The sequence below is a fragment of the Serratia sp. Nf2 genome, from assembly GCF_003028435.1.
Lineage (GTDB): Bacteria > Pseudomonadota > Gammaproteobacteria > Enterobacterales > Enterobacteriaceae > Serratia > Serratia marcescens_L.
The window spans coordinates 99,734-123,592 of sequence record NZ_PYTW01000011.1 but is presented as its reverse complement, the minus strand read 5'-3'; the positions used below and the strand labels follow the sequence as shown (position 1 = coordinate 123,592).

At 60.3% G+C, this 23,859-nt stretch carries 22 protein-coding genes; 13 read left to right on the top strand and 9 right to left on the bottom strand.

What is annotated here, in order from left to right; translation table 11 throughout:
* The first annotated feature begins 151 nt into the window (after positions 1-151).
* The 3 genes from C9411_RS21840 (at position 152) to C9411_RS25885 (ending at position 2,496) form a co-directional block, all read left to right on the top strand.
* Positions 152-1,804: a multidrug ABC transporter permease/ATP-binding protein gene (locus tag C9411_RS21840; protein WP_063990717.1), complete on the top strand. Its 1,653-nt coding sequence runs from the start codon at positions 152-154 to the stop codon at positions 1,802-1,804.
* A 387-nt stretch (positions 1,805-2,191) separates the two neighbouring features.
* Complete coding sequence (locus C9411_RS21835) at positions 2,192-2,305, top strand: YmiA family putative membrane protein (RefSeq protein ID WP_048234622.1); 114 nt, start codon at positions 2,192-2,194, stop codon at positions 2,303-2,305.
* A 23-nt stretch (positions 2,306-2,328) separates the two neighbouring features.
* Positions 2,329-2,496 (top strand): hypothetical protein, encoded by a 168-nt coding sequence (locus C9411_RS25885; protein ID WP_165384388.1) that lies wholly within the window; start codon positions 2,329-2,331, stop codon positions 2,494-2,496.
* Here C9411_RS25885 and C9411_RS21830 read toward each other — a convergent pair.
* Positions 2,489-3,709, bottom strand: coding sequence for an MFS transporter (locus tag C9411_RS21830; RefSeq protein ID WP_063990718.1), 1,221 nt, complete (start codon positions 3,707-3,709; stop codon positions 2,489-2,491). The genes C9411_RS25885 and C9411_RS21830 overlap by 8 nt on opposite strands.
* Before the next feature lie 503 nt (positions 3,710-4,212).
* Between C9411_RS21830 and agaR the strand changes: the two genes are divergently transcribed.
* The 6 genes from agaR to agaF are packed head-to-tail and all read left to right on the top strand — an operon-like array spanning position 4,213 to position 8,893.
* Positions 4,213-4,986 carry a transcriptional repressor AgaR gene (gene agaR, locus C9411_RS21825; protein ID WP_004931804.1) on the top strand — a complete coding sequence of 258 codons (774 nt, stop codon included), beginning with the start codon at positions 4,213-4,215 and terminating at the stop codon, positions 4,984-4,986.
* Between the two features lie 23 nt (positions 4,987-5,009).
* Positions 5,010-6,293, top strand: a complete 1,284-nt coding sequence (locus C9411_RS21820; RefSeq protein ID WP_055317448.1) for a D-tagatose-bisphosphate aldolase, class II, non-catalytic subunit — start codon at positions 5,010-5,012, stop codon at positions 6,291-6,293.
* A gap of 1 nt (position 6,294) precedes the next feature.
* Entirely contained in the window at positions 6,295-6,771 is a 477-nt protein-coding gene (gene agaV / locus C9411_RS21815; RefSeq protein WP_019455696.1) for a PTS N-acetylgalactosamine transporter subunit IIB, read from the top strand.
* Between the two features lie 14 nt (positions 6,772-6,785).
* On the top strand, positions 6,786-7,565 hold the full coding sequence (agaW, locus tag C9411_RS21810; protein WP_004931810.1) for a PTS N-acetylgalactosamine transporter subunit IIC: 780 nt from the start codon (positions 6,786-6,788) through the stop codon (positions 7,563-7,565).
* Positions 7,555-8,448: a PTS system mannose/fructose/sorbose family transporter subunit IID gene (locus C9411_RS21805; protein WP_016929936.1), complete on the top strand. Its 894-nt coding sequence runs from the start codon at positions 7,555-7,557 to the stop codon at positions 8,446-8,448. Before agaW ends, C9411_RS21805 begins: the two co-directional genes overlap by 11 nt.
* 10 nt (positions 8,449-8,458) lie before the next feature.
* Positions 8,459-8,893 carry a PTS galactosamine/N-acetylgalactosamine transporter subunit IIA gene (agaF, locus tag C9411_RS21800; RefSeq protein WP_063990720.1) on the top strand — a complete coding sequence of 145 codons (435 nt, stop codon included), beginning with the start codon at positions 8,459-8,461 and terminating at the stop codon, positions 8,891-8,893.
* A 36-nt stretch (positions 8,894-8,929) separates the two neighbouring features.
* Here the strand turns inward: agaF and C9411_RS21795 are convergent, their stop codons facing one another.
* Positions 8,930-10,657, bottom strand: a complete 1,728-nt coding sequence (locus tag C9411_RS21795) for an ABC transporter ATP-binding protein/permease (RefSeq protein WP_063990721.1) — start codon at positions 10,655-10,657, stop codon at positions 8,930-8,932.
* A 205-nt stretch (positions 10,658-10,862) separates the two neighbouring features.
* Here C9411_RS21795 and C9411_RS21790 point away from each other — a divergent pair, with 205 nt between their 5' ends.
* On the top strand, positions 10,863-11,570 hold the full coding sequence (locus tag C9411_RS21790; protein WP_107227921.1) for a tetratricopeptide repeat protein: 708 nt from the start codon (positions 10,863-10,865) through the stop codon (positions 11,568-11,570).
* 32 nt (positions 11,571-11,602) lie between these two features.
* Here the strand turns inward: C9411_RS21790 and C9411_RS21785 are convergent, their stop codons facing one another.
* Positions 11,603-12,250 carry a DsbA family protein gene (locus C9411_RS21785; protein WP_063990723.1) on the bottom strand — a complete coding sequence of 216 codons (648 nt, stop codon included), beginning with the start codon at positions 12,248-12,250 and terminating at the stop codon, positions 11,603-11,605.
* 68 nt (positions 12,251-12,318) lie between these two features.
* The gene (locus tag C9411_RS21780; protein WP_063990724.1) at positions 12,319-13,203 is read right to left on the bottom strand and encodes an MBL fold metallo-hydrolase; all 885 of its coding nucleotides are present in this window, start codon (positions 13,201-13,203) and stop codon (positions 12,319-12,321) included.
* A gap of 108 nt (positions 13,204-13,311) precedes the next feature.
* Here C9411_RS21780 and C9411_RS21775 point away from each other — a divergent pair, with 108 nt between their 5' ends.
* A complete protein-coding gene (locus tag C9411_RS21775) occupies positions 13,312-14,220 on the top strand; it encodes a LysR family transcriptional regulator (RefSeq protein ID WP_063990725.1) in 909 nt (302 codons plus the stop codon).
* Between the two features lie 27 nt (positions 14,221-14,247).
* On the opposite strand, the gene C9411_RS21770 is transcribed toward C9411_RS21775, so the two are convergent.
* Positions 14,248-15,171 (bottom strand): LysR family transcriptional regulator, encoded by a 924-nt coding sequence (locus C9411_RS21770; RefSeq protein ID WP_107227920.1) that lies wholly within the window; start codon positions 15,169-15,171, stop codon positions 14,248-14,250.
* 133 nt (positions 15,172-15,304) lie between these two features.
* Between C9411_RS21770 and lysA the strand changes: the two genes are divergently transcribed.
* The gene (gene lysA / locus C9411_RS21765) at positions 15,305-16,567 is read left to right on the top strand and encodes a diaminopimelate decarboxylase (protein WP_107227919.1); all 1,263 of its coding nucleotides are present in this window, start codon (positions 15,305-15,307) and stop codon (positions 16,565-16,567) included.
* 52 nt (positions 16,568-16,619) lie between these two features.
* On the opposite strand, the gene galR is transcribed toward lysA, so the two are convergent.
* Positions 16,620-17,639 carry an HTH-type transcriptional regulator GalR gene (gene galR / locus C9411_RS21760; protein ID WP_107227918.1) on the bottom strand — a complete coding sequence of 340 codons (1,020 nt, stop codon included), beginning with the start codon at positions 17,637-17,639 and terminating at the stop codon, positions 16,620-16,622.
* A 220-nt stretch (positions 17,640-17,859) separates the two neighbouring features.
* On the opposite strand from galR, the gene C9411_RS21755 reads away from it, so the two are divergent.
* Positions 17,860-20,142 carry a molybdopterin guanine dinucleotide-containing S/N-oxide reductase gene (locus tag C9411_RS21755; protein ID WP_107227917.1) on the top strand — a complete coding sequence of 761 codons (2,283 nt, stop codon included), beginning with the start codon at positions 17,860-17,862 and terminating at the stop codon, positions 20,140-20,142.
* On the opposite strand, the gene C9411_RS21750 is transcribed toward C9411_RS21755, so the two are convergent.
* From C9411_RS21750 to C9411_RS21740, 3 genes are read right to left on the bottom strand one after another with little or no spacing between them, the layout of a single operon-like run.
* On the bottom strand, positions 20,114-20,659 hold the full coding sequence (locus C9411_RS21750; RefSeq protein ID WP_063990729.1) for a hypothetical protein: 546 nt from the start codon (positions 20,657-20,659) through the stop codon (positions 20,114-20,116). The genes C9411_RS21755 and C9411_RS21750 overlap by 29 nt on opposite strands.
* 25 nt (positions 20,660-20,684) lie before the next feature.
* Positions 20,685-23,096, bottom strand: a complete 2,412-nt coding sequence (locus C9411_RS21745) for a fimbria/pilus outer membrane usher protein (RefSeq protein WP_107227916.1) — start codon at positions 23,094-23,096, stop codon at positions 20,685-20,687.
* A gap of 8 nt (positions 23,097-23,104) precedes the next feature.
* Positions 23,105-23,815 carry a fimbria/pilus periplasmic chaperone gene (locus C9411_RS21740; protein WP_107227915.1) on the bottom strand — a complete coding sequence of 237 codons (711 nt, stop codon included), beginning with the start codon at positions 23,813-23,815 and terminating at the stop codon, positions 23,105-23,107.
* Between the last annotated feature and the right edge of the window lie 44 nt (positions 23,816-23,859).

Here is a 23,859-nt window from a genome sequence, read left to right as displayed (position 1 = left end):
GGCGTCAGTGTAAGTCGCTTGTTTCAATAAGCAATCATCAAAATGCCCTCGACGGCGAAATCAGAGGCCTCGTCAACAATGAGAATTCGTCTTGATCTCATTCTCCCGCCGCTTACAATGCCTGCCAGAACGCGACTTCAGAGGTTTTTTCATGGAACTGCTACGGGTGGTTTATCACCAGTACCGTTGGCCATTTCTGGCTGTCATGGCGCTGACCCTGGCCAGCGCCGGCTTAGGTATCGGTATCATTGCATTTATCAATCAATACCTGATGGAGGCCGGCGGCGATGCATTGGCCGTGCTGCCGATGTTTCTCGCCCTGCTGGCATTGCTGATGGCGGTCACGCTGGGCTCGCAATTGGCGCTGACGACATTGGGCCACTACTTCGTCTATCGCCTGCGTGGGCAACTGGTGAAGCGTATTTTAGATACCGATATTGAACGCCTTGAACAGTTGGGCAGCGCCTCGTTGTTGGCCAGCCTGTCCAGCGATATCCGCAATATTACCGTCGCCTTCGTGCGCTTGCCTGAACTGGTGCAAGGGGTGATTTTAACCCTGGGGGCGGCGGCCTATCTGGGATGGCTATCGCCGAAAATGCTGGCGGTCACGGCAGTCTGGGTGGCGGTGACCGTCGTGGGCAGCGGCTGCCTGGTATCACGGGTTTATCGTCATATGGCCAGCTTGCGCGAGTCAGAAGAGCGTCTCTATCATCGTTATGAGTCGGTGATTGACGGTCGCAAGGAACTGGCGTTAAACCGCAAGCGTGCGCAGGCGCTGTACGAACAGGCCTACCAGCCCGATGCGCAAGCTTATCGCCACCATATCATTCGCGCCGATACCTTCCATTTGAGTGCGCTCAACTGGTCAAATATCATGATGTTGGGGGCGATCGGGCTGGTGTTCTTTATGGCCAACAGCCTGGGATGGGCGGACTCGACGGTGGCCGCCACCTATTCACTGACGCTGCTGTTCCTGCGCACGCCATTACTGCAGGCGGTCGGGGCGTTTCCGACGCTGGTCAGCGCCGAAGTGGCCTTTAACAAGCTGAAGACGCTGCGCCTGGCCGAGTATCAACCGGCGTTTCCTGCCGCCGTCAGCCGTTCCTGGCAGACGCTGGAGCTGCGTGACGTGGTTTTTCATTATGCAGATACCGAACAGCAGCCCGGTTTTGCCGTCGGGCCGCTCAATCTGACGCTGCGGCGTGGTGAGCTGGTCTTTCTGATCGGCGGCAACGGCAGCGGCAAGTCAACGCTGGCGATGCTGTTGACCGGGTTGTACCGGCCGGTGAGTGGTCACATCGTTCTGGATGGTGTCGCACAGACCGCGGCGGATATGCCGGACTACCGTCGACTGTTTTCGGCGATTTTCACCGATTTTCATCAGTTCGATCGCTTGCAAGGGCCGGAAGGCGGCGAACCCGATGCGGATCTGGTCGCCGTCTGGCTCGAGCGGTTGAATATGAAAAGCAAACTGCAGTTTGACGGCACCAGGGTGACCAACCCGCAACTGTCGCAGGGGCAGCGCAAGCGTCTGGCTTTGCTGCTGGCGGTGGCGGAACAGCGCGATATCTTGCTGTTGGATGAATGGGCCGCGGATCAGGATCCGCAATTCCGGCGCATTTTCTATCGCGAGCTGTTGCCAGAACTGCGAGCGATGGGCAAAACGGTGTTTGCCATCAGCCATGACGATCACTATTTCGAACACGCCGATCGGTTGCTGGAGATGCGCTCAGGTCACTTACGTGAGCTGATCGGCAGCGAGCGTGAACACGCCAGCCGGGATTCCGTCAGCAGAATCGGTTAATTCACGCCGGCCCGAGCGAAACCAAACGGGCCGGTGCTTCTCTTCGTATGATCCCAGTACGTCGCTTCATTTTCTCCCCCGCCTTCAGCGCTGTCTGTTGCCGATTTGGCTTACGGCCAGTCAAATAATTGATAGTTGAATTATTTACCAGTGGTTTAATTTTGACCTTGCAAGGTGTGGCACACTGCACGTTCGTTCGCCTATCAATACAAGTTATCGCCTGCCGATAACAGTGATATCCACGGTGCCGTTCTTACTGAGGCGGTGATGCAGGTCTATGGCTAGCAGCTGTTTTTTTAATTTCCATAGGAAAAAACGACTTTATCGATCGTTAAAACAGATCGATAATCACCATTTGAATGGTTTAATCTATTGGTTGAGGGCGCTGTGGTGAGCAAGGATGGATCAGATATCAAACGTAGAGCATGGCTGTGTGTATTTATCGGTAGCGGGCTGTTCTGGCTGTTCACCGCCGCCGTGATTTACTGGTTACTGAATTAGCAGGTTAAGCAGGAAGGCGATTCGTGAACAAAAAGCAGGCTAAAAACCGTGAGGGCGCTGAACGCCGCGCACAGTCCAAAATTCCGCCGTCATGGGTGCTGAGCGATGAGCAGCGCGCCTTTATTGAAGACTTGTGGCAGGATACCGACTCTGAGCCGGCGCGGCCCCCATCGCGCAGCGGCGTTAGCTGATCACGCGGCGGCGGCCGGCCAGCGCACCGAACAGCATTTGCAAGACGGTCAGGCACAGCAGGGCGATTAACGGCAAACGCCAACCTTCCGTCAGGTCGTGCAGTAGGCCGAATAGGGTGGGCCCCAGCGCCGCCAACAGATAACCGACGGATTGCGCCATACCCGACAGCAGCGTCGCCTGATGATGATGCTGACTGCGCAATCCAAAAAACGACAGCGCCAGCACCAGCGAACTCCCCGCACCCAACCCGGCAAACGTCAGCCACACCAGTGAACTGGCGGGTTGCACCAATAATCCCCCGACGCCGATAAAGATCAGCAGCGAGCTGCCCAGCGCGATTGCCCGCTGATCGTGCGCGCGCGGCAAAATCACCACCATGACAAAGTTGGCGACGATCGCCACCACCTGGTAAACGAACAGCTCGAAACCCGCCTGCTGAGCTGAGGTGCCGTGGCTGGCGGCAAAGGCGCTGAACCAGCCGATGATGGTGTAGAAGGCGATCGATTGCAGCCCCATGAACATCGCCACTTGCCAACCCAGCGCGCTGCCCCAGGGAGAACGATAGCGCTGTGGCTCCGTCGGTTGCGGCTCTTTGGTGGCGGGTATGGCGGAGCGCCGCAGCTGTGGCAACCACACCAGCAGCGCCAACAGCGCGGGCAAGCCCCAGCACAGCAAAGAGAACCGCCAGCCGAGGTCGGCCAGGGCAGCCAGCGGTACCGCCAGACCGGAGGCGATGGCGGCAACCAGTGACATCACCGCCGCATAGGCGGCGATCATCGCGGCGGCGCGATGCGGGAAATCTCTTTTCACCAACGTTGGCAGCACCACGTTGGCGAAGGCAATGGCGGCGCCGATCAGGATGCTGCCCGGCCAGAGCATGGCGTCTTGCGGCAGGGAACGCAGCGCGATGCCGCAGACCAGCAGCGCGAGGGCGAGGCCCAGGGTGCGCTCGATACCGATGCGCTTCGCCAGCGCCGGGGTCAACGGCGAGAGAACGGCGAACAAGATCAGCGGCAGCGAGTTGATCAGGCCGGCGGCGGTGGCGGACAACGCCAGCTGTTGCTGGATCTGCTCCAACAGTGGGCCGACGCTGGTCAGGGCGGCGCGCAGGTTGGCGGCGATCAGCATAATGCCGACGATCAGCAGGACAGGGCGGTGTAACCGGCGACGCGGGGTCGCGGTGGACGCTGGGGATGAAGCGGGTTGCGGCATGGGTTCCTCGCACCAGGGCATGCAGTCAATCCGTGCTGCATGGCGTGATGCGTTGATTGACGTTAACGCTTACGTACCGACAAATCGACGGTATCCGATCGCAAGTGTAGGGAAGATGGCTCGCGCTGACAAGGGTATGGCCCGGTGGGATGGCGGCGGTTAACCTCCGCCAGCCGCAGGATAATTGCCATTATGTGATCCTGGTCACTGAGTGAACTAAAAGTCATGGCGCGGGCCGCGCCACGCGCCGCTTTCGCTTTCCTTGCCGCCAGCGCCGTAACTCCCCGGCGCTTGCGCCCGTCATAGCATTTCACTTTTCCCCCTTTCCGCTTTTTGGCTTTTCGATCCGTTTCGATTCGAAAGGTTTTTTGGCGGTTTTTTTGCTAAAACGGGGCTGTAAGCCCGATCACAATTTCATTGCTTTCGCTTTGCTGTAATGCCAGCGCAGTAGAGCGAAAGCCATCTTCTCCCCGGCGATGCCGGAAACCTGAGGACCGCAGCTCATGCCAGTGAATACCGCAAAGCGACGTGAACACATCATCGATCTGTTATGCGAGCACGGCAGCGTGCGCGTGGAGCAGCTCAGCAAACAGTTTGCGGTATCCACGGTGACGATCCGCAACGATCTGCGCTTTCTGGAACGAAAAGGGTGTGCGCTGCGCGCTTACGGCGGCGCAATGCTCAATCAGCAATTCGCTTTCGATCGGCCGCTGCGGGATAAAGGGCGGCTGAATCGCGACGTCAAAACGCTGATCGCCAACGCGGCGGCCGGCTATGTGCGCGACGGCGATGCGCTGATCCTCGATTCCGGATCCACCACCGCGCAGATCGTGCCGTTCCTGAAGGGGCGGCGCGATCTGGTAGTGATGACCAATGCGCTGAACATTGCCTACGAGCTTTCGGGAAACGACGGGGTGGAAGTCATGGTGCTGGGGGGCAGCGTACGCCGCAACTCTTACTCGCTCTATGGTCCGGCTGCCGAGCAGCAATTGCGTCAGTACCGCTTCGACAAGCTGTTTTTGGGCGTCGACGGGTTCGATCTGAGCGCCGGCATCACCACGCCTCACCCCGGTGAGGCGCACCTCAATCGCGTGATGTGCGAGGTGGCGCGCGAGATTATCGCGGTGGCGGATGCCAGCAAATTCGGTCGCAAGAGCTTTTGCATGATTCGCGAAGCCGGACAAATCCATCGGCTGATCACCGACAGCCGTCTTCCGGACGATTACGAGCGGGCGTTAACCGAGCTGGGCGTGGAGGTCATCATCGCCGATCGGTAGCAGGGCGCCTGCGTGGGGGCTTCATGCAGCAGTTGTTACAGCTTGTCGAGCAGCACAAGGCCGGTATGCCGGTCGGGATCTTTTCCGTCTGTTCCGCCCATCCCTGGGTTCTGAAGGCCGCGCTGCGGCAGGCCAAAGCGCGCGGCACGCCGGTATTGGTAGAGGCGACGTCCAACCAGGTCAATCAGTTCGGCGGCTATACCGGCCAAACGGCGGCCCAGTTCCGCGATGCGCTGTGGCGCCTGGCGGATGAGGTTGGCCTGGCGCGCGATCGCGTGTGGCTGGGCGGCGATCATCTGGGGCCCAACGCCTGGCAAGATCGCCCGGCTCAGGAGGCGATGGCGCTGGCGGAAACCTTGATCGACGATTACGTTCGCGCCGGCTTTCGCAAAATTCACCTCGATTGTTCTATGTCGTGCGCCGGCGATCCCGCTCCTCTGGGGGATGCCACGGTCGCCGAGCGTGCGGCGCGCCTGTGCGCGGTGGCGGAGCGGGCCTGGGCGCAGAGCGGCGGCGAAGCGCCGGTTTATGTGATCGGCACCGAAGTGCCGGTGCCGGGCGGCGCGCAGGAGGCGCTGGCGGGTCTGCAGGTCACCACGCCGCAGGCGGTGGCGCAAACGCTGGAAACGCACCGCATCGCCTGGCAAAAGGCCGAGCTGAACGATGCCTGGCAGCGAACTATCGCGCTGGTGGTGCAGCCGGGCGTCGAGTTCGATCACCACAGCGTTGAGCATTACCAACCGCAGCGCGCCGACGCATTGAGCCATTTCATCGAACGGCAGCCGGGCATGATCTATGAAGCGCACTCCACGGACTACCAACCACCGCAGGCCTACCGTCAGCTGGTACGCGATCACTTCGCCATCCTGAAGGTGGGGCCGGCGCTGACCTTCGCGCTGCGCGAAGCGCTGTTCGCCCTCGATCGCATTGAGCGTGAATGGCTGGGGGAACGCCAGTCGGCGCAGCTATGCGCCACGCTGGAGCAGGTGATGCGCGAGCAGCCGCAGCAGTGGAGCCGCTACTACCACGGCACACCGCACCAACAGTATCTCGATCGCCACTACAGCCTGAGCGATCGGGTGCGTTATTACTGGCCGCAGCCGCAGGTGCAGCAGGCGGTCGACGGTTTGCTGGACAACCTGCGCCGCAGCCCGGCGCCGCTGGCGCTGCTCAGCCAGTACCTGCCGGATCAGGCGCGGGCGCTGAACGCCGGCGAGTTAAGCGCCGATCCGCAGGAGTGGGTGCTGCATAAAGTGACGCAGGTGCTCGACGATTATCACGCCGCCTGCTACCCGGAGGGCCGCTGACATGCCGAACATTTTAATGACCCGCATCGACAACCGCCTGGTGCACGGCCAGGTGGGGGTGACCTGGACCAACACCCTCGGCGCCAACCTGGTGGTGGTGGCCAACGACGAGGCCGCCGCCGATCCGGTGCAGCAGAACCTGATGGACATGGTGGTGGCGGAAGGGGTGCAGACCCGCTACTTCACGCTGCAGAAAACCATCGACGTGATCCACAAGGCGGCGGATCGGCAGAAGATTTTTCTGGTGTGCAAAACGCCGCAGGACGTGTTGACGCTGGTGCGCGGCGGGGTGCCGATCCGTTTCGTCAACGTCGGCAACATGCACTTCGCCGAGGGGAAGCGGCAGGTGCACAAAACGGTGTCGCTGGACGACGGCGACGTGGCCGCGTTTCGCGCGCTGGCGGCGCTGGGCGTGGAGTGCGAGGTACGCCGGGTGCCGGATGAGGCGGGCGAGGCGATCGGCAAACTGCTCTTTTGAGCCAGGGGGAAAGCATGTTGACGGATGCGTTATTGATTGCGCTGTTGGCCGGGCTGGCGGGGGTTGACCTGTTCGACGGCCTGACCCACTTCCACCGGCCGGTGGTGATGGGGCCGCTGGTGGGGCTGATTTTGGGCGACGTCTACACCGGCTTGCTGGTGGGCGGTACGCTGGAGCTGGTGTGGATGGGGATGGTGCCGCTGGCGGGCGCCCAACCGCCTAACGTGGTGATCGGCGGGGTGATCGGCACCGCGTTCGCCATTCTGACCAAGGCCGACCCTAAAGTGGCGATCGGCGTGGCGGTGCCGTTCTCGATTGCGGTGCAGGGCTGCATCACGCTGCTGTTTACGCTGTTCTCGCCGATGATGCACCGCTGCGATCGCATGGTGAAAGCGCTGAACTGGCGCGGCATCGAACGGGTGAACTACCTCGGTATCAGCATCCTGTTCATCTTCTATTTCGTGGTGGCATTCCTGCCGATTTACTTCGGCGCTGATGCGGCCAGCGCCATGGTGCAGAAGGCGCCGGGCTGGCTGCTGGACGGGCTGGCGGTGGCGGGCGGCATGATGCCGGCGATCGGCTTCTCGCTGCTGATGAAGGTGATGATGAAAAAAACCTACGTGGCCTATTTTATTCTCGGCTTCATCTCGGTCACGTTCCTCAAGCTGCCGATTCTGGCGGTGGCGCTGGGCGCCCTGGCGATCGCCCTGATCGACTTCTTCAACACGCAACGCGGCGCGGCAGAGGCGACGGCCCGGCCCGCTCCGCAGGAGGACGCCGAAGATGGCATTTAACGATTCCGACGATCTGCTGGCGCAAAAGGCCGAGCAACGCATGGCGCAGGCGCTGGCCACCAGCCAGGTAGAGCAGGACGACTATCTGGACAGCCAGCCCGCCGAAGCGCTGACGCGCGGCGACATCAACCGCATGGCCTGGCGTTCGCTGCTGCTGCAGGCCTCGTTCAACTACGAACGCATGCAGGCGGGCGGCTGGCTGTATCAGCTGATCCCCGGGCTGCGCAAGATCCACCGCAACCCGCAGGATCTGGCCAACTCGATGAAGATGCACATGGAATTTATCAACGTGCACCCGTTCGACGTTACCTTCCTGTCCGGCCTGGTGCTGGCGATGGAGCAGAACAAGGAGAAGATCTCCACTATTCGCGCGGTGAAAGTGGCACTGATGGGGCCGCTCGGCGGCATCGGCGACGCGCTGTTTTGGCTGACGCTGCTGCCGATTTGCGCCGGGATAGGTGCTTCGCTGGCGCTGGAGGGCAGCCTGTTCGGGCCGATCGTCTTCCTGCTGCTGTTCAACCTGTTCCACTTCGGCCTGCGCTTCGGGCTGGCGCACTACGGTTATCAGGCCGGCACCAGCGCGCTGGCGCTGTTGAAGACCCACACCCGGCGCATTTCTCACGCCGCGTCGATCGTCGGCATGACGGTGATCGGTGCGCTGGTGGCCTCGTATGTGCACCTGTCCACGCCGCTGGTGATGCATGCCGGCAAGGCCAGCGTGGCGCTGCAGACCGACGTGCTGGACAAGTTGATGCCCAACTTGCTGCCGCTGTGCTTCACGCTGCTCATTTTCTTCCTGATGAAGCGCGGTTTCTCGCCGGTGAAGCTGATTGGCGTCACCGTAGCGATCGGCGTAGCGGGCAAATTTATCGGTATTTTGTGAGGAGCGAGCTATGCCAGGCATTGTGATTACCGGCCACGGCGGCTTCGCCACCGGGCTGTTGCAGGCGGTGGAACAGGTGGTGGGGCCGCAGCCGCACTGTGCGGCGGTCGATTTTCCCGAACAGATGAGCACCGCGCAGCTCAACGACGCCTTGCGCTCGGCGTTGGCGGCGGTGGCGCAGCCGGACGGCGTGGTGTTTCTCACCGACATGCTCGGCGGCTCGCCGTTTCGCAGCGCCTGCGAACTGGCCGATGCGCAGGGCGATTGCGAAGTGCTCACTGGCGTCAATATGCAGCTGGCGGCGGAAATGATGCTGGAGCGCGACGGGTTGAGCCTGGATGAGTTTCGCGAGGTGGCGCTGGCGTGCGGCAAACGCGGTCTGACCAGCCTGTGGCATGAGCGCCGCCGGATGAAATGCGAAGACGTGCAGACCGACGGCATCTGAACGAACGCCGGGCGCTACCGCGCCCGGCTCTGCGGGTTATACCGGCAGCGGGCTCAGCGCCAGGCGCGCCGGTTGATCTTCGCTGCGGCTGAAGCGCCAGCAGGTCTGGTGGTACTTCGCCACGCTGTTGCGGTGCGCCACGCTGATCAGCGTCACGTCCGGCAGTTCATCCACCAGCAGGCAGTACATCAACTGTTCGGTTTCGTCGTCCAGCGCGCTGGTGGCCTCGTCGAGGAACAGAATACTCGGGCGAATCAACAGGGCGCGGGCGAACGCCAGTCGCTGTTGCTCGCCCGGCGACAGGCGATGGCTCCAGTTAGCGGAGGTATCCAGCCAGCGCTGCAGGTGCTTCAGGCGGCAGTTCTCCAGCACCCGCATCAGCTGCGAATCGCTGTATTCCGACGCCAGGCTCGGGTAGCTCAACGCTTCGCGCAGCGTGCCGATCGGAATGTAGCTGCGCTGCGGCAGGAACAGCGTGTTGGCGTTGGCCGCTACCCCGATGGCGCCCGCGCCGTAAGGCCAGATACCGGCGATGGCCCGCAGCAGCGTCGACTTGCCGCAGCCGGAAGGGCCGACGATCAGCAGGCGATCGCCGCGTTGCAGCGTCATCTCGGCGCCGGCCAGCAGCGGTTGGCCGTCGGGCAAGTTCAGGCTGAGGTTATCCAGCGTTAACGGATGGGCGGTCTCTTCCCGCAGCTGAATGCCGCGCGGCTGATGATGCACCTGATCGACGGCGGCGTTGAAGCCGGCCAAACGGTTGACGCAGGCTTTCCAGGTCGCCAAATCGTTAAACGCATCGATAAACCATGACAGCGCACCCTGCACCTGGCCGAAGGCCGAGGCGATCTGCATCAGGCCGCCCATCTGAATGGCGCCGGAGAAGTAGCGCGGCGCCGCCACCAGCAGGGGAAACACGATGGCGAACTGGCCGTAGAAGTTGGTGGCGATGTTCAGCCGCCGGGTGATGCGCATAATTGCCCACCAGTTGCTGCGAATGGTGTCGAAACGATCGCCCAGCTGCTGCGCCTCGCGCGGTTCGCCGTGGTACAGCGCGATGGCGTCGTTGTTTTCGCGGATGCGGATCAGGCCGAAGCGGAAGTTCGCCTCGTACCGTTCCTGGTTGAAGCCCAGCATGACCAGCGGTTTGCCGACCCACCAGATCAGCAGCGATCCCAGCACCGCATACAGCAGTGCGAACCACACCATATAACCGGGCAGCGTGATGGCGTGCTGGCCGAGCGCGAAGGTCATCGGCCCGCTGACGTGCCACAAGATGTCGATAAAGGAAAACAGCGTCACCAGGCTGGAGAGCAGCCCGAGCGACAGCGACAGGGTATACTGGGTCAATACGTTGAGATCTTCGGCGATACGCTGATCGGGGTTATCGACGATCTGCTGCTGCTCGGTGTGGTAATACGCCTGGTGCGCCAGCCACTTTGCCATGAACTTTTCCGTCATCCAGCGCCGCCAGCGCATCTGCAACCCCTGGGTCAGGTAGATCTTGTAGACCGCCAGCACGATGAAGATCAGCGCCAGATAGGTAAAGCGCCACAGCTGCGCCTTGAATACCGGGTAGTTTTTGTTCTGCAGCGCATCGTAGAACACCTGGTTCCATTGGTTGATCTCCACGCTGATATAGACCAGACCGAGCGACAGGACGACGATGGCGATCAGCATCATCCAGGCGCGCCATCGCTCCTCCGACACCCAAAAGGGTTTGATCAGCTGCCACACGGCGTGTTTCTGCAAGGGGGTTGCGTTCATAACGGCTCGATAATTGCGGTATTTCGTTCAGCATGGGCTGCGGGCCGGTAACAAACAAACCGTGACTGTAAGCAGTTTTAACTCCGCTAACCGTTTGAAATAAGGCGGCTGAATCGCCGGCAGCGTGCAGGTGGGCGCAATTGCGGCATACACTCCGCCGCCGGGCGGTTATACTGGCGCCGAATTTTTGCAGAAAGGATAAACGATGAAGGCTTGGTTTCCCCTGTTGCTGACCTGCGGCGTCTTCGCCAGCGCCCGGGCCTGGGCGCACATTGACGAGCCGGACATTGCCGCCGACTGCCAAAAGGTGGCGAGCTACGCCGAGCTGGGAAAAAAGGCCTATCAGCGGCAGGATTACGCCAAAGCTGCCGACATCTTTCGCGATCAGGCGGCCTGGAGCGAGTTTTGCGGCCTGAGCGAGCAGGCCGTCGCCACGGCCTACAACAACGTGGCGTTGTCGCTGATGCACGCCGGCGAATTGCTTAAGGCGCAGGCCTATCTGGCACTGGCGCCGCACGATGACAAATCGCAGCACAACATGAGCCTGTTGCGCCAACGGCTGGCGCAGCGGCCGCCGCCGCAGGGGCCGGGCGGCGTGTATTGGCAATACGCCGGGCGCGGCGTGTGGAGCGAGGTGACGGTGAAGCCGCAGGGCGAGCGCTGGCTGATTGATTTTTCCGGCTACGCCATGCCGCAGATGGGGCTGTATTACGGCCCGAACATGGGCGACTTCACCGCCGAGCTGCCGATCGAGCACGGCAAGGCGGTCTACCACCAGCATGACTCGGAAAGCGCGCAGGTCTGCGACGTGACGATGGCGTTTGGTGAGCAAGCGCTGGAAATGCACACGCGGGGCGATTGCGGGTTCGGTCACAACGTGCGGGCGGAAGGGCGGTTCGTGCGGGTCGAATGACCCGCCCCGGCAGCCGGGGCGAGAAAGGTTGGTTACGCCAGCGCGGCGGCGCCCAGCAGGTTTTTCCAGGCTTCCACGTTACCCAGATAGTTGCCGGCCGGCAGCAGATGCAGGCGGCCTTCGCTGTCCTGCAGCGCAAAGGTCGGGAAGCCCTGGCCTTGCACTTTGGCCAGCAGCGCCCGGCTTTCCGCGATATGTTGCGCGGTCGGCGCGCCGCTGTTGAAACGCATTTCGGCGATAAACGCCGCCGAAGGCAACCCCAGCTCTTTCGCCAACGCTTCCAGCACCGGCGTGTCGGCGATGCGACGGCCTTCCTGATAGTGTGCCTGCTGAATGCGGTGCAGCATGTCCAGCCCGCGTCCCGCCAGCTTTTCCGCCGCCAGGATAGCGGTGATCGGCGGCTCGGAATCCATCACCGCCGTGGTGTCGCGCAGCAGACCGTTGAAATAGGCTTCGCCAAAAGGCTGGCCCGTCATCTCGGCGATGCGTTTGTCGTGCGGAATGACGTAGTTGCGCCATTCGTCGGTAATCTGACGGCGGTTGTTGCCGGTCATCATGCCGCCGGCGTGCGGCACGACCTTCAGCCCGGGGAGGCTCTGAGCCGCTTTCACCAGCGGCGCGGCGCCGTAGCACCAGCCGCACAGCGGATCGAAAATGTAATGCAGAGTGGTTTCGGTCATCTTTACTCCTCGCCTGGCGCGCGGCAGCTCACCGCGGCGCCAGGGCTGGTTCAATCACGCACGGGCGCTTATTGTGGCCACTTCATCTCGCCTTTCAGCACTTTCGCGCTCAGTTCCAGGCTCGACTCGTCTTTCAGCGTCGGGTAGTGCGTTTTCATCGCTTCAATCAGCGCGGCGGAATCCTTGGCCTTCGGCAGCTCGGCTTCCAGCGTGGTCAGGTATTTCTGGGTAAATTGTACCGATGCCAGCGTTTGCGCTGCGCCCGGCAGGAAGTGGCCCGGCACGACGACCTGCGGCTTCAGCGCTTCGATGCTTTTCAGCGTCTGCTGCCAGTGCTGGCGCGATTCCACGCTCTGGTTGTCGGCGATCCACGGATGGATGTTGTCACCGGCGACCGCGACACCGCCTACTACCGCTTTCAGCGCCGGGATCCACACGAAGGTGCGATCGGGGGTTGGGCCGTTCAGGCCTTTCACTTCCACTTTCTGGCCGTCGATGGTGAAGCTGTCGCCCTGCAGCGGCTGCGGCACGATCACGGCTTTTGGCGCGTTGTCTTTCAGAATCGGGCCCCAGTAGGCGACTTTGCCGTCTTTGGTGGCGTTGATGTCCTTGATGGTGCCTGGCGAAGCGATGATTTTCGCCTCCGGGAAGGCCGCCTTAATCACGTCCAGACCGAAATAGAAATCCGGGTCTGAGTGGCTGATATAAACGGTGGTCAGTTTCTTGCCGGTCGCCTTGATCTTTTTCACCAGCGCTTCAGCGTCGTTGCGTTGGAACTGAGCGTCGATCAGCGCCACTTCGTGTTTGCCGCTGATGATTTCGGAAGACACCGGGAACACGCTTTTCTCGCCCGGGTTATACACTTCCATGGTCAGGGTGTCGGCAGCGGTGGCGTAGGTGCTGAGGGTGGCGACGCCGGTGAAGGCCAGAGTTAACAGTGATTTCTTAAACATGGGCAGAGGTCCTTAGGTATCGGTTAATGTTGTAATGATGTTAGGTTGCATAAATCGATAGAAAAACCGGATAATAAGCAATTATTCGTTGCATAAATCGGACTAATCATGGATCGCATTACCGCCGCTGAGGTTTTTGTCACCATCGTCGATCGCGGCAGCATGATCGCCGCCGCCGACACGCTGGAGATGTCGCGTGCGATGGTGACGCGCTACCTGGCGCAGATGGAGCAATGGGCCGGGGCGCGTTTACTGCACCGCACTACCCGTAAGCTTAGTCTGACCGACGCCGGTGAGCGCACTCTGGAACGCTGTCGGCAAATGCTGGCGCTGGCGGGGGAGATCGACCTGGTGGAGGAAGGGCAGAGCGATGAGCTGCGCGGCCTGCTGCGCATCACCTGTTCGCAGTCGCTTGGGCAAACGGCGCTGGTGGGGGCCGTCGCTCAGTATTTGAAGCGTCATCCGCAGGTGGCGGTCGATCTGCAGATGAACAACCGGGCGGTGAACCTGGTGGAAGAGCGCATCGATCTGGCGCTGCGCATCACCAACGAGCTGGATCCCAACCTGATTGCCCGCCCGCTGTCCACCTGCGCATCGGTGGTGTGCGCCGCGCCGGCGTATCTGGCGGCGCACGGCACCCCGCGTCAACCGCAGGATCTGGCGTTGCACAACTGCCTGACCTACTCCTATTTCGGCAAAAGCCTGTGGCACTTCGACGCTCAGGGGGTGAAATCGGCGGTGGCGGTCAGCGGCAATCTGAGCGCCAACGAGTCGGTGGTGCTGATGGCCGGCACGGTGCAGGGGGCGGGCATTTCCATGCAGCCCTATTATTCGGCGGCACCGCTGCTGGCCAGTGGCGAACTGGTCGAACTGTTGCCGGATTACCGGCCGCAGTCGATGGGTATCTACGGCATCTATACCTCACGCCGCCAGATGCCCGCCACCTTGCGCACCATGCTGGACTTTCTGGTGGAGTGGTTCGCCACCGATCCGCAGTGGCAGGCGACGCTGCGCTGATGCTTCGGCAATATTCCCACGCCGCTTTCAGCGCCTGACGGCGGCGGCCAGCCGGGCGGCAAAGGCGGCGGCCTGTTGATGAAGGTGGTCGATAAAGGCGGTGACCAGCGCCGATGAAGGGCGGTGCAGCGGCCGGATCAGGCTGACGGTGAACGGCACGTCGATGCTGAACGGTCGCACGTGCACGCCGCTGCCGGCATAGTCAAGCGCCGTCAGCGGGTTGACGATCGACACCCCGACACCGGCCCTCACCATGGCGCACACCGACGCCGCGCTGTGCGTTTCCATCACCATGCGGCGCTCGACGCCCTGTTCGCCGAACAGCGCATCCAACAGGTGACGATAGCTGTCGGTGCTCGACAGGCTGATAAAGTTCTGCCCGGCGAAGTCCTGCGGCGTCAGCCGATCTTTCACCAGCAGCGGGTGGCCCGTCGGCAGCACGCACACTTCGTTCAACGTCATCAGCGTCACCCGCTCGGTGCCCGCCGGCGTCAGGGTGGTTTCCGTCAGCCCAAGATCGTGGCGCTGGGCAGACAGCCACTCTTCCAGCAGCGGCGACTCTTGCGGAATGACGCTGAAGCTGACTTCGGGGTAACGTTCGATAAAGGGCCGGCACACCGCCGGCAGCAGCGATTGGGAAAATACCGGCAGGCACACGATCGACAGCTGCGCTTGCTGAAACTGGCGGATGCCGGCGGCGGCGTTGACGATGCGATCGAGGCCGTAATAGGAGCGCTGTACCTCTTCGAACAGCCGTAACCCCTGCACGGTGGGAGACAGGCGCCCGCGCACCCGCTCGAACAGCTGCAGCCGGATCAGCTTCTCAAAGCGCGCCAGCTCACGGCTGACGGTCGGTTGCGAGGTTTGCAGCAGGGCTGCCGCCTCGGTCAGGTTGCCGGTGGTCATCACCGCTCGAAAGATTTCGATTTGCCGCAAAGAGATGTTATGCATGGCGAGGCCGCTCGGCTGTGGGTAAAGCCATATCATAAATGAATAGACTACGGCTAAATAGATATTTTCCACCCGATTCAGCGTGCGGCACTATGGCGTTATCTGCCGTCATTTTCGAATTGGGAATATCGCCATGCCACGCCCGTTGCACGACACCTCCACCGCGTTGAACGCCGCTAATCTGTTGGCCTTGCCGCCGCGTTTCGGCTGCCCGGTCTGGGCCTATGATGCGGACATCATCAGCCAGCGCATCGCTCAGCTGCGCCACTTCGACACTGTCCGTTTCGCACAGAAGGCCTGTTCGAACATTCATATTTTGCGCTTGATGCGCGAGCAGGGCGTGAAGGTGGATTCGGTGTCGCTGGGCGAGATCGAACGGGCGCTGCAGGCCGGTTTTCAGCCGGGCGGCGAACCGAGTGAGATCGTGTTTACTGCAGACGTGTTGGATCACGCCACGCTGGCGCGCGTCAGCGAATTGAAGATCCCGGTCAACGCCGGCTCCATCGACATGCTGGAGCAGCTCGGCCAGGTTTCCGCAGGGCACCCGGTGTGGCTGCGCATTAACCCGGGGTTTGGCCACGGCCATAGCCAGAAAACCAACACTGGCGGCGAGAACAGCAAGCACGGTATCTGGTATGCCGACCTGCCGCAGGCGGTGGAGAAGATCCGCCGCTACGGCCTGAAACTGATCGGTGTGCATATGCACATCGGTTCCGGCGTCGATTACCAGCATCTGGAACGGGTCTGCGATGCGATGGTGCAGCAGGTGATCGATCTCGGTCATGACATCAGCGCCATTTCCGCCGGCGGCGGCCTGTCTATCCCGTACCAGTACGGCGAAGAGGCGATCGATACCGAACACTATTTCGGTTTGTGGAACCGGGCGCGTGAACGCATCGCCGCGCATCTGGGGCATCCGGTGCAGCTGGAGATCGAACCGGGGCGTTTCCTGATGGCGGAAGCGGGCGTCCTGGTGGCCGAGGTGCGGGCGGTAAAAGACATGGGCAGCCGTCACTTCGTGCTGGTAGACGCCGGTTTTAACGATCTGATGCGCCCGGCGATGTACGGCAGCTATCACCATATTTCGCTGTTGCCGGCCGATGGGCGCGATACTTCGGAGCAACCGCTGCGCGAAACGGTGATCGCCGGGCCGCTGTGCGAATCCGGCGACGTGTTCACCCAGCAGGCGGGCGGCGGCGTGGAAACCCGCGAGCTGCCGCCGGTCCAGATCGGCGATTATCTGGTGTTCCACGATACCGGCGCGTACGGCGCGTCGATGTCCTCCAACTACAACAGCCGCCCGCTGTTGCCCGAAGTGCTGTTCGAAAACGGCGAACCGCGCCTGATCCGCCGCCGCCAGACCATCGAAGAACTGATCGCGTTGGAGCTAATCTGATCAGCGGGCGGGCGTGTTGCGCCCGCTTCACAGCGTCATGCGGCGGTGCGAATTACGGCTGTTCGTGCGCGTTGTTGAGGGGGGCGACCGAGTGGCGGCGCACCAGCGTCGGGCTGAACATGTTGGTGATTTCCGGCAGCGGTTGCCGAGTGGCCAAGGCCAGGGCCAGTTCCGCCGCCTGAGTGGCCATCGCGACGATAGGGTAGCGAATGGTGGTCAGGCGTGGGCGTAGATAGCGCGAAATCAACACGTCGTCGAAACCGATCAGCGAAATTTGCCCCGGCACGTCGACGCTGTTATCGCTCAGCACCGACAGCGCGCCGGCGGCCATCGGATCGTTGTAGCAGGTAATGGCGGAGAACGAACGGCCGCGGCCGAGCAACTCGGTCATCGCCTGTTCGCCGCCGATCTCGTCCGGTTCGCCGTAGGCGATCAGCTTTTCATCCACCGCAATGCCGTGTTCCTGCAGCGCGTCGAGATAGCCCTGTAGCCGGTCGGTGGCGTCAGAAATCTGGTGGGTGGAGCAGATGATGGCGATACGCTGGTGCCCTTGCTGGATCAGATGACGGGTCGCCAGCCAGGCGCCGTAGCGATCGTCGAGCGCCACGCAGCGCGTTTCAAAACCCGGCAGCGTGCGGTTGATGAGCACCATGCCCGGGATCTGTTGCATCCAGCCGCAAAGTTCCTGATCGCTCAGCCTTTTGGCGTGTACCACCAGCGCTTCGCAGCGGTGCCGCACCAGCTGTTCAATCGCCTGTCTCTCTTTTTCGGCGTCGTGGTAACCGTTACCAATCAGCAGAAAATTGTGGGTGGCGTAGGCCACCTGCTCGACTGCTTTGACCATCGCGCCGAAGAAGGGATCGGAAACGTCGGAGACGATCAGGCCCAGCGTCTCGGTGGATTGCTGCGCCAGCGCCCGAGCGTTGGCGTTAGGGTGGTACTGCAGTTGTTCCATGGCGGCCAGCACCGCAGTGCGCGACCCTTCGCTGGCCTTGGGGGAATTGTTTATCACGCGGGACACCGTGGCCACGGAAACACCCGCCAGCCTGGCAACATCCTTTATCGTAGCCATATCAGTCAACACATCCTGGGTAATCGCTTACATCCCCCAGTTTTGCGGAAAAAAACCGGGGCTGCAAGCGGTCTCGTGCGCAACTTGTGGTGGCCGTTGCAGAATCTCTTCGAGTCTGTACGCATAACCATCGGCAGCCGACCGATAGCGCAATTTGTACGTTGGCTCTGGCGGCGGGCTGAGGTAACGTCTGTGCATTCCGAATTGCGCCGAGAACGCCATGTCCATTAAATGCTATCCGCAGCTCGCCCATTGGGGCGCTTATACCGCCGTGGTTGAAGACGGCCGGCTTATCCGTTGTGAACCCTTCGTCGACGATCCTGATCCTTCGCCGCTGCTCGATTCCATCGTACCGATGGTCTACTCCGACAAACGTATCCGCAAGCCGGCGGTGCGCCGCTCGTGGCTGCAAAAGCGCGAGGGCAGCGACCGTACGCTGCGCGGCAGGGAAGATTTCGTCGAGGTGGACTGGGAGCTGGTGCTCGATTTGGTGGCGCAAGAGAATCGCCGGGTGCGCGATCGCTACGGTCCCTCCGGGCTGTTCACCGGTTCTTATGGCTGGTCGTCGGCCGGGCGTTTGCATCATGCACGCTCGCTGGTGCGGCGGTTCTATTTCAGCGGTGGCGGCGGGGTCGATCAGCAGGGCAACTACAGCTGGGGCGCGGCGCAGTTTTTCCTGCCGTATGTGATCGGCACTTTCTCGCCGTTGACCGGGCGTGTCACCAGTTGGCCGAGCGTGGTGGAGCATTGCGAATTGTTTGTGGCGTTTGGCGGTCTGGCACTGAAAAACGCGCAGGTCTCTTCCGGCGGCGCGGCGGAGCATGCGCTCAAGCCCTGGCTGCAAAAGCTGGCGCATAAGGGCACGCCGGTGATCAACATTAGCCCGATGCGCGACGATTGCCCCGGGTTCGTCAACGCGGAATGGATCCCGATCCGGCCGAATACCGACGTGGCGCTGATGCTGGCGCTGGCTTATGAAATCCAGCGGCTGGGTGCGCAGGATGAAGCCTTCCTGCACAGCCACTGCGTGGGCTATCAACAGCTGGCGGATTACCTGAACGGCGTCGGTGACGGCATGGCGAAAACGCCGGCCTGGGCCAGCGCCATTACCGGCATTCCGGCGGCGCGCATCGCGCGGCTGGCGCGGCAGCTGATCGGCGTGCGCAGTTTCATCACCTGTTCCTACTCCGTGCAGCGCGCACACCGCGGCGAGCAACCGTATTGGATGATGATCGCGCTGTCGTCGATGTTGGGCCAGGTGGGGCTGCCGGGCGGCGGTTTCTCGTTCGGCCACGGCTCGATGAACGGCGTCGGTAACCCGCGCGTGGACACCCCTGCGCCGACTATGCCGGTAGGGGATAACCCGGCCGGGCTGGCGATCCCGGTGGCGCGCATTTGCGACATGCTGCTGCACCCCGGCGAAGCCTATCAATTTTGCGGCGAGACGCGGCAGTACCCGGATATCCACCTGGTGCATTGGGCCGGCGGCAACCCGTTCCATCACCATCAGCAGCTGAACCGGCTGGTGGAAGGCTGGCAGAAGCCGGATACGGTGATCGTACAAGATATTTGGTGGACGGCGGCGGCCAAAATGGCGGATATCGTGTTGCCGGTCACCAGTTCGCTGGAGCGCAACGACATCGGCGGCTCCTCGCGCGATCGCTACGTGCTGGCGATGCATCAGGCGATTGCACCGCAGCATCAGGCGCGCAACGATTTCGATATCTTTGCCGATCTGGCGGAGCGCCTGGACTATCGCGAACGTTTTACCGAAAACCGCGACGAGCGGGCCTGGATCGAGGATATCTACCGACAATGCGGCGCAGCGCAGCGGCGTGCCGGTGTCGTCTGGCCCGAGTTTGAGGATTTTTGGCGCCAGGGCTATGTCGAACTGCCCGCGCCGGCCAAGGAGTTCGTCTTTTTTGACGCGTTCCGCGCCGATCCGCAGGCTAACCCGCTGCAAACGTCCAGCGGCAAGATCGAGTTGTTCAGCGAGCGGATCGCCGGCTATCGCTATGAGGATTTCGCTCCGCATCCGCAGTGGCAGCCGCCGGTGGAGTGGTTGGGCGCGCCGCAGGCCAAAACCTGGCCGCTGCATCTGATCTCCATCCAACCGAGCGATCGTCTGCACAGCCAGATGGATCCGGCGCCGCTGGCGCAGGGCAATAAGACCGCCGGGCGCGAAACCCTGTATATGCATCCGGAGGACGCGGCGCAGCGCGGCGTGGCGGACGGCGCCGAAGTGCTGGTCAGCAATGCGCGCGGGAGCTGCCTGGCGGGGGCGTCCCTCACTGACGGCGTGACGCGCGGTGTGGTATTGATGGCAACCGGTGCCTGGTTCGAGCCGGGTTTCGACGCGCAGCGCCGGCCGGTCGAGCAGGCGGGCAACCCGAACGTGCTGACGCTCGATATCGGCACCTCGCCGCTGACGCAGGGGCCGAACGCCATGAGCTGCCTGGTCGAGGTTAGCGCATTCACCGAACGTCGGGATCAAGATAGTTAGCGCTGGCCAGCAATTGGGTCGACAGCGGGATGTTATCGCGTTGCTGTTGACGCAGTTGTGTCGCGGAGGTGGCGAAACTGGACACTGTTAATGACAGAGTGAAGTGTTGCCCAACCTCGTTATCCGGTACAAGAATGTGTAATGCTTCACGATCGACGGATAAACGATAGTTGGGCAGATGTCTTTGGCTCAGCAGCCCGGGGCCAAGTGAAAAGGCAATCGGCTCACCATCACCATTGCGTAATTCATCAACCGTGAGGCTGAGATAGCTAGAAGCATCGGCTGCGCTGCCTCCGTTTCTATTCTCCCGCAGAGTGAATCCCTGCAACTGCACTGGCTCATCGCAAGCCAACCGATACTGCAATGGGGCGCTGTGCAGCAGAGTGGATTGTTGAGACAGTGACCCGATATTGTGCTCTCCCAGATAAACGCTGTTTTGTGTGGCCGTTAGCGTGCAGTTAGCGTTAGCCCCAAAACTGATGGCGATAGCTGTTAACCCGTAATAAATCACTTTCATATTTTCTCCTGATATCGATGAACGTTTAGCGACACACGGCTTCGGAGTGGCTGATGCCGGCACGATTGCGGGGAGAGGTGTCTGCAGCAATTGCGAAATAACATGCCTGTCCCGCAGAGGTTTTCATGCTGAAGCGTTGTGATGACGCATCGTTCTTCGCGCGGTGCGCTTTCTGATGTTCAATGAAGGCTGCGCCCTGATCATTGGTAAAAGCGACCACTCGTTGTTGTTCATCCAAAATCATGCTGCCGATAGCGGGTTTTGTGCCGTCGGCATAGCTAATCTGAACAATGGCCCGCAATGTATTAATGGCATTGATATTGATATGTTTAACGCTGCCACGTGCCAGATTGATATTGCGCACGCCGTTGTCGATATCGGCACCGGGGGGCAAGGTGCTGGTGTCCACGTTAATCAGGCTGGGTTGATATTCACGCAGTCTTGGGATGACCGCCTTACCTTGCTTGCCATAGGTTTTCACCTTTCCGCCTGGCGTGGACACGCTGATTCCGGCGAGGCCCGGTATCGTCAAGATGCCGAAGGTATCGCCGATTTTCTGGGGTGAGAGCGTTAGCCCGCTGCTGTCTGCTACCAGGGAGCCTGTGGCGCTGTAGTAAGATGCCTGCTGATTTTCTGACAGATGGCTATAGCTGCCGGAAAGAGTGGTAAACGGGCTCAAGTAGTTCACATTGCCTGAATAGGTGCCGTTATTGGATTGGGTGCCTTGCGTTGCATTGAGTCCATACGCCAGATCGCCATTCAGCGCTTGGCCGGAAAGCGAATTGCTGATGCTACGATTTCTTCCGTTGCTTATCATATTGGCGCTATAACGTCGGTTTTTTCCCAGCGGTAATGAAAGGGTGGCGAACAGTCGGGTATCGTTATCGCGAACGTCGCGGCTGCGCTCTTTTTCCAGGCTAACGCCAACGGTGGCTGCGCCAAATTGACGGTTCCAGAAGGCGTAGACTCGCTGATTCTGTTGTTCATTTCCCCCTTCAGTGCGTGTAACGCCCAAAGATAGATTTCCAATGTACTGATGGTGCCAACCTAGGCCCAGGCTGTAGCTTTGACGTTGGTGTGAAGATGATGCGCCGTGCGGTAGATGCCAATAAGCCCCTTCGCTGTCATCTTTGCGCGGAGAACGAAGCTGTGTGGGTGAACGGTATCGCTCTGACTGGATGCTGTATCCGGCGTTCAGCTTAAGGTTTTTTATCAGAGGCAATGCACTATTCAGCTGCAGTTTGGTGCCCTTACCGCTTGGTGACTGTGCCACGTGGCTCAAAGCCGTAAAACGATAATCGCTATCGGTAACGCTATAACCGGCGGCGAGGCCGCGATAATCGCGACTGAGGAAACTTCCCCCTCTCACTTGGTGATGATTGAGCCATGGCAAAGAAAATGAGCCAGTGATGAAAGACATTTCTGTGCTTTTTTCCAGGCTGTGAGTGCGCCCGAGAGCAAGGGAATAACTGCCCTGGCGGGGAGCCGGGCGTCCTGATGTCGTCAGATAAGGGACGATGAATTGTTTGCGACTACCGTTGCTTTCCGTGACGGTGACGGACAAATCGACTGCGTCGAACTGCGCGGGGATATCCGTCAGGTGGAAAGCGCCCGGTTGCACCTGCGTGGCGTAAACTAATCTACCATTCTGAAAAATCTCAACCTTGGCTTGGCTCTCGGCGATGCCTTCGACTGCCGGCACATCACTGCGTTGACTAAATGACAGTGACGAGTCAGGTAGCCATTGCAGGCCGTCCAAGGTAATGCCGCTGTATAGCGAATCTGATAACGTTGCTCGTCCCAAACGCATCATGGCGTCGTGGTCCGTCAATGTCCGCTGCACATAACTATTATAAGGCGTGTACCCCTGATGCCGTTCGGACTTGTTATAGGTGCCATTATGGCGAAACAGCCAGTTGCTGCTGTTAAAGCCGGTTTCCAACGCCGCGTAATCACTGCTGTGGTTTTGGCTGTCAAATCGGCTCGCAGTATAATTCAGCATCAGGGCATGGCCACCAAATTCATAGTCGGCCGGTTGTCGACGGATATAGCGCTCGGGCAACAGCAAAATCAATTGATTATTACCGGTTTCATTGTCGATGCGGCTGCCTTGATAGCATTGGCTCATCAGCATATCTGTTTGAGTGTTGAGCTTGCAGGGGTGTAACCCCAGGTTTTCTGCGAGTTCAGCGTCGTATTGCCATTCGCCTTGTTTGTCGATATTGACTTCATGCCGTCCATGGTTTTGGCCGTTGACGCTGATGAAGAGCGATTGTTTTCCTGCGGGGAATTTCGTTCCAGAGGAAAAGTAATCAGCAATCTCACTGGACAATCCAAGTGCGCGCATCATCTCAATATCGTAGTCGGCCTGGCTGGTCGAGACACAGCCGATAGGCAGACAAAACGCCAGCAGACGTAACGGTATGTGCAATTTCAAAGGCTGTCTCACTGGATTGGGGCAAGGTTAACCGTGATATCGGGTATGGCGCGCCCTGTGTTACTGATTGGCGTGAAGTGCAAACGGGAGGGGGGGCTGATAAGCCTATCGCCCTTACGTGTACCGATCGTTTGCCCAGGCAGCAAATAAGGTTGTTCCAAAACAAACTGCTGGTTGCTGGGTTGTACGGTGATAGTCGGGGCTAACCTGACAACGTAAGGGCTGAGATTTTTGACTTGTATAGAATGTCCGTTTTGTTGCCAGATCAGGGTTTGCCAGGGAGATTTGTTTTCTGCCAGCGCGGAGGGCGTGGCGATAGCGACGACCCGATGCCGAGTATTTACCTTAAGTTGGTTGCTTTTTTCTCCCATATCGGGAATTTCCTGGAAATAGATATGGCGCATTTGCTGACGAGCCTTATCAAGTCCCGAGGGATCGGCAAGCATGACGCGTACCAGCTGAGATTTACCCGGATCAATGCGCGCGGCTGGCGGAGAGAGAATGAACAAGGGATCTTCTCCTTGCTTGCTTAATGCATTCTTAACAACGGACGAAAATAACAACACAGGATAATTACCGATATTATCGACTCTTACGGTTGTCTCTCCTTTCTCTTGATTGACCAAGAGGCTTATTTTTTCCAGTTTAATGGTTGCCTGGCCGTAAAATGGAGTCAGCAATATAAATATTGTGGTGAGATAATGGATGAGACCTTTCATTTTATTTCCTGAATAGCGGAGAATAACGAACTCTAGTCAAAGGA

What these genes read in the sequence shown, in the direction of transcription:
- C9411_RS21840 (WP_063990717.1), top strand. Translation starts at nt 152, where the DNA reads ATGGAACTGCTACGGGTGGTTTATCACCAGTACCGTTGGCCATTTCTG.
- C9411_RS21830 (WP_063990718.1), bottom strand. Translation starts at nt 3,709, where the DNA reads ATGCCGCAACCCGCTTCATCCCCAGCGTCCACCGCGACCCCGCGTCGC.
- agaR (WP_004931804.1), top strand. Translation starts at nt 4,213, where the DNA reads ATGCCAGTGAATACCGCAAAGCGACGTGAACACATCATCGATCTGTTA.
- C9411_RS21820 (WP_055317448.1), top strand. Translation starts at nt 5,010, where the DNA reads ATGCAGCAGTTGTTACAGCTTGTCGAGCAGCACAAGGCCGGTATGCCG.
- agaV (WP_019455696.1), top strand. Translation starts at nt 6,295, where the DNA reads ATGCCGAACATTTTAATGACCCGCATCGACAACCGCCTGGTGCACGGC.
- agaW (WP_004931810.1), top strand. Translation starts at nt 6,786, where the DNA reads ATGTTGACGGATGCGTTATTGATTGCGCTGTTGGCCGGGCTGGCGGGG.
- C9411_RS21805 (WP_016929936.1), top strand. Translation starts at nt 7,555, where the DNA reads ATGGCATTTAACGATTCCGACGATCTGCTGGCGCAAAAGGCCGAGCAA.
- agaF (WP_063990720.1), top strand. Translation starts at nt 8,459, where the DNA reads ATGCCAGGCATTGTGATTACCGGCCACGGCGGCTTCGCCACCGGGCTG.
- C9411_RS21795 (WP_063990721.1), bottom strand. Translation starts at nt 10,657, where the DNA reads ATGAACGCAACCCCCTTGCAGAAACACGCCGTGTGGCAGCTGATCAAA.
- C9411_RS21790 (WP_107227921.1), top strand. Translation starts at nt 10,863, where the DNA reads ATGAAGGCTTGGTTTCCCCTGTTGCTGACCTGCGGCGTCTTCGCCAGC.
- C9411_RS21785 (WP_063990723.1), bottom strand. Translation starts at nt 12,250, where the DNA reads ATGACCGAAACCACTCTGCATTACATTTTCGATCCGCTGTGCGGCTGG.
- C9411_RS21780 (WP_063990724.1), bottom strand. Translation starts at nt 13,203, where the DNA reads ATGTTTAAGAAATCACTGTTAACTCTGGCCTTCACCGGCGTCGCCACC.
- C9411_RS21775 (WP_063990725.1), top strand. Translation starts at nt 13,312, where the DNA reads ATGGATCGCATTACCGCCGCTGAGGTTTTTGTCACCATCGTCGATCGC.
- C9411_RS21770 (WP_107227920.1), bottom strand. Translation starts at nt 15,171, where the DNA reads ATGCATAACATCTCTTTGCGGCAAATCGAAATCTTTCGAGCGGTGATG.
- lysA (WP_107227919.1), top strand. Translation starts at nt 15,305, where the DNA reads ATGCCACGCCCGTTGCACGACACCTCCACCGCGTTGAACGCCGCTAAT.
- galR (WP_107227918.1), bottom strand. Translation starts at nt 17,639, where the DNA reads ATGGCTACGATAAAGGATGTTGCCAGGCTGGCGGGTGTTTCCGTGGCC.
- C9411_RS21755 (WP_107227917.1), top strand. Translation starts at nt 17,860, where the DNA reads ATGTCCATTAAATGCTATCCGCAGCTCGCCCATTGGGGCGCTTATACC.
- C9411_RS21750 (WP_063990729.1), bottom strand. Translation starts at nt 20,659, where the DNA reads ATGAAAGTGATTTATTACGGGTTAACAGCTATCGCCATCAGTTTTGGG.
- C9411_RS21740 (WP_107227915.1), bottom strand. Translation starts at nt 23,815, where the DNA reads ATGAAAGGTCTCATCCATTATCTCACCACAATATTTATATTGCTGACT.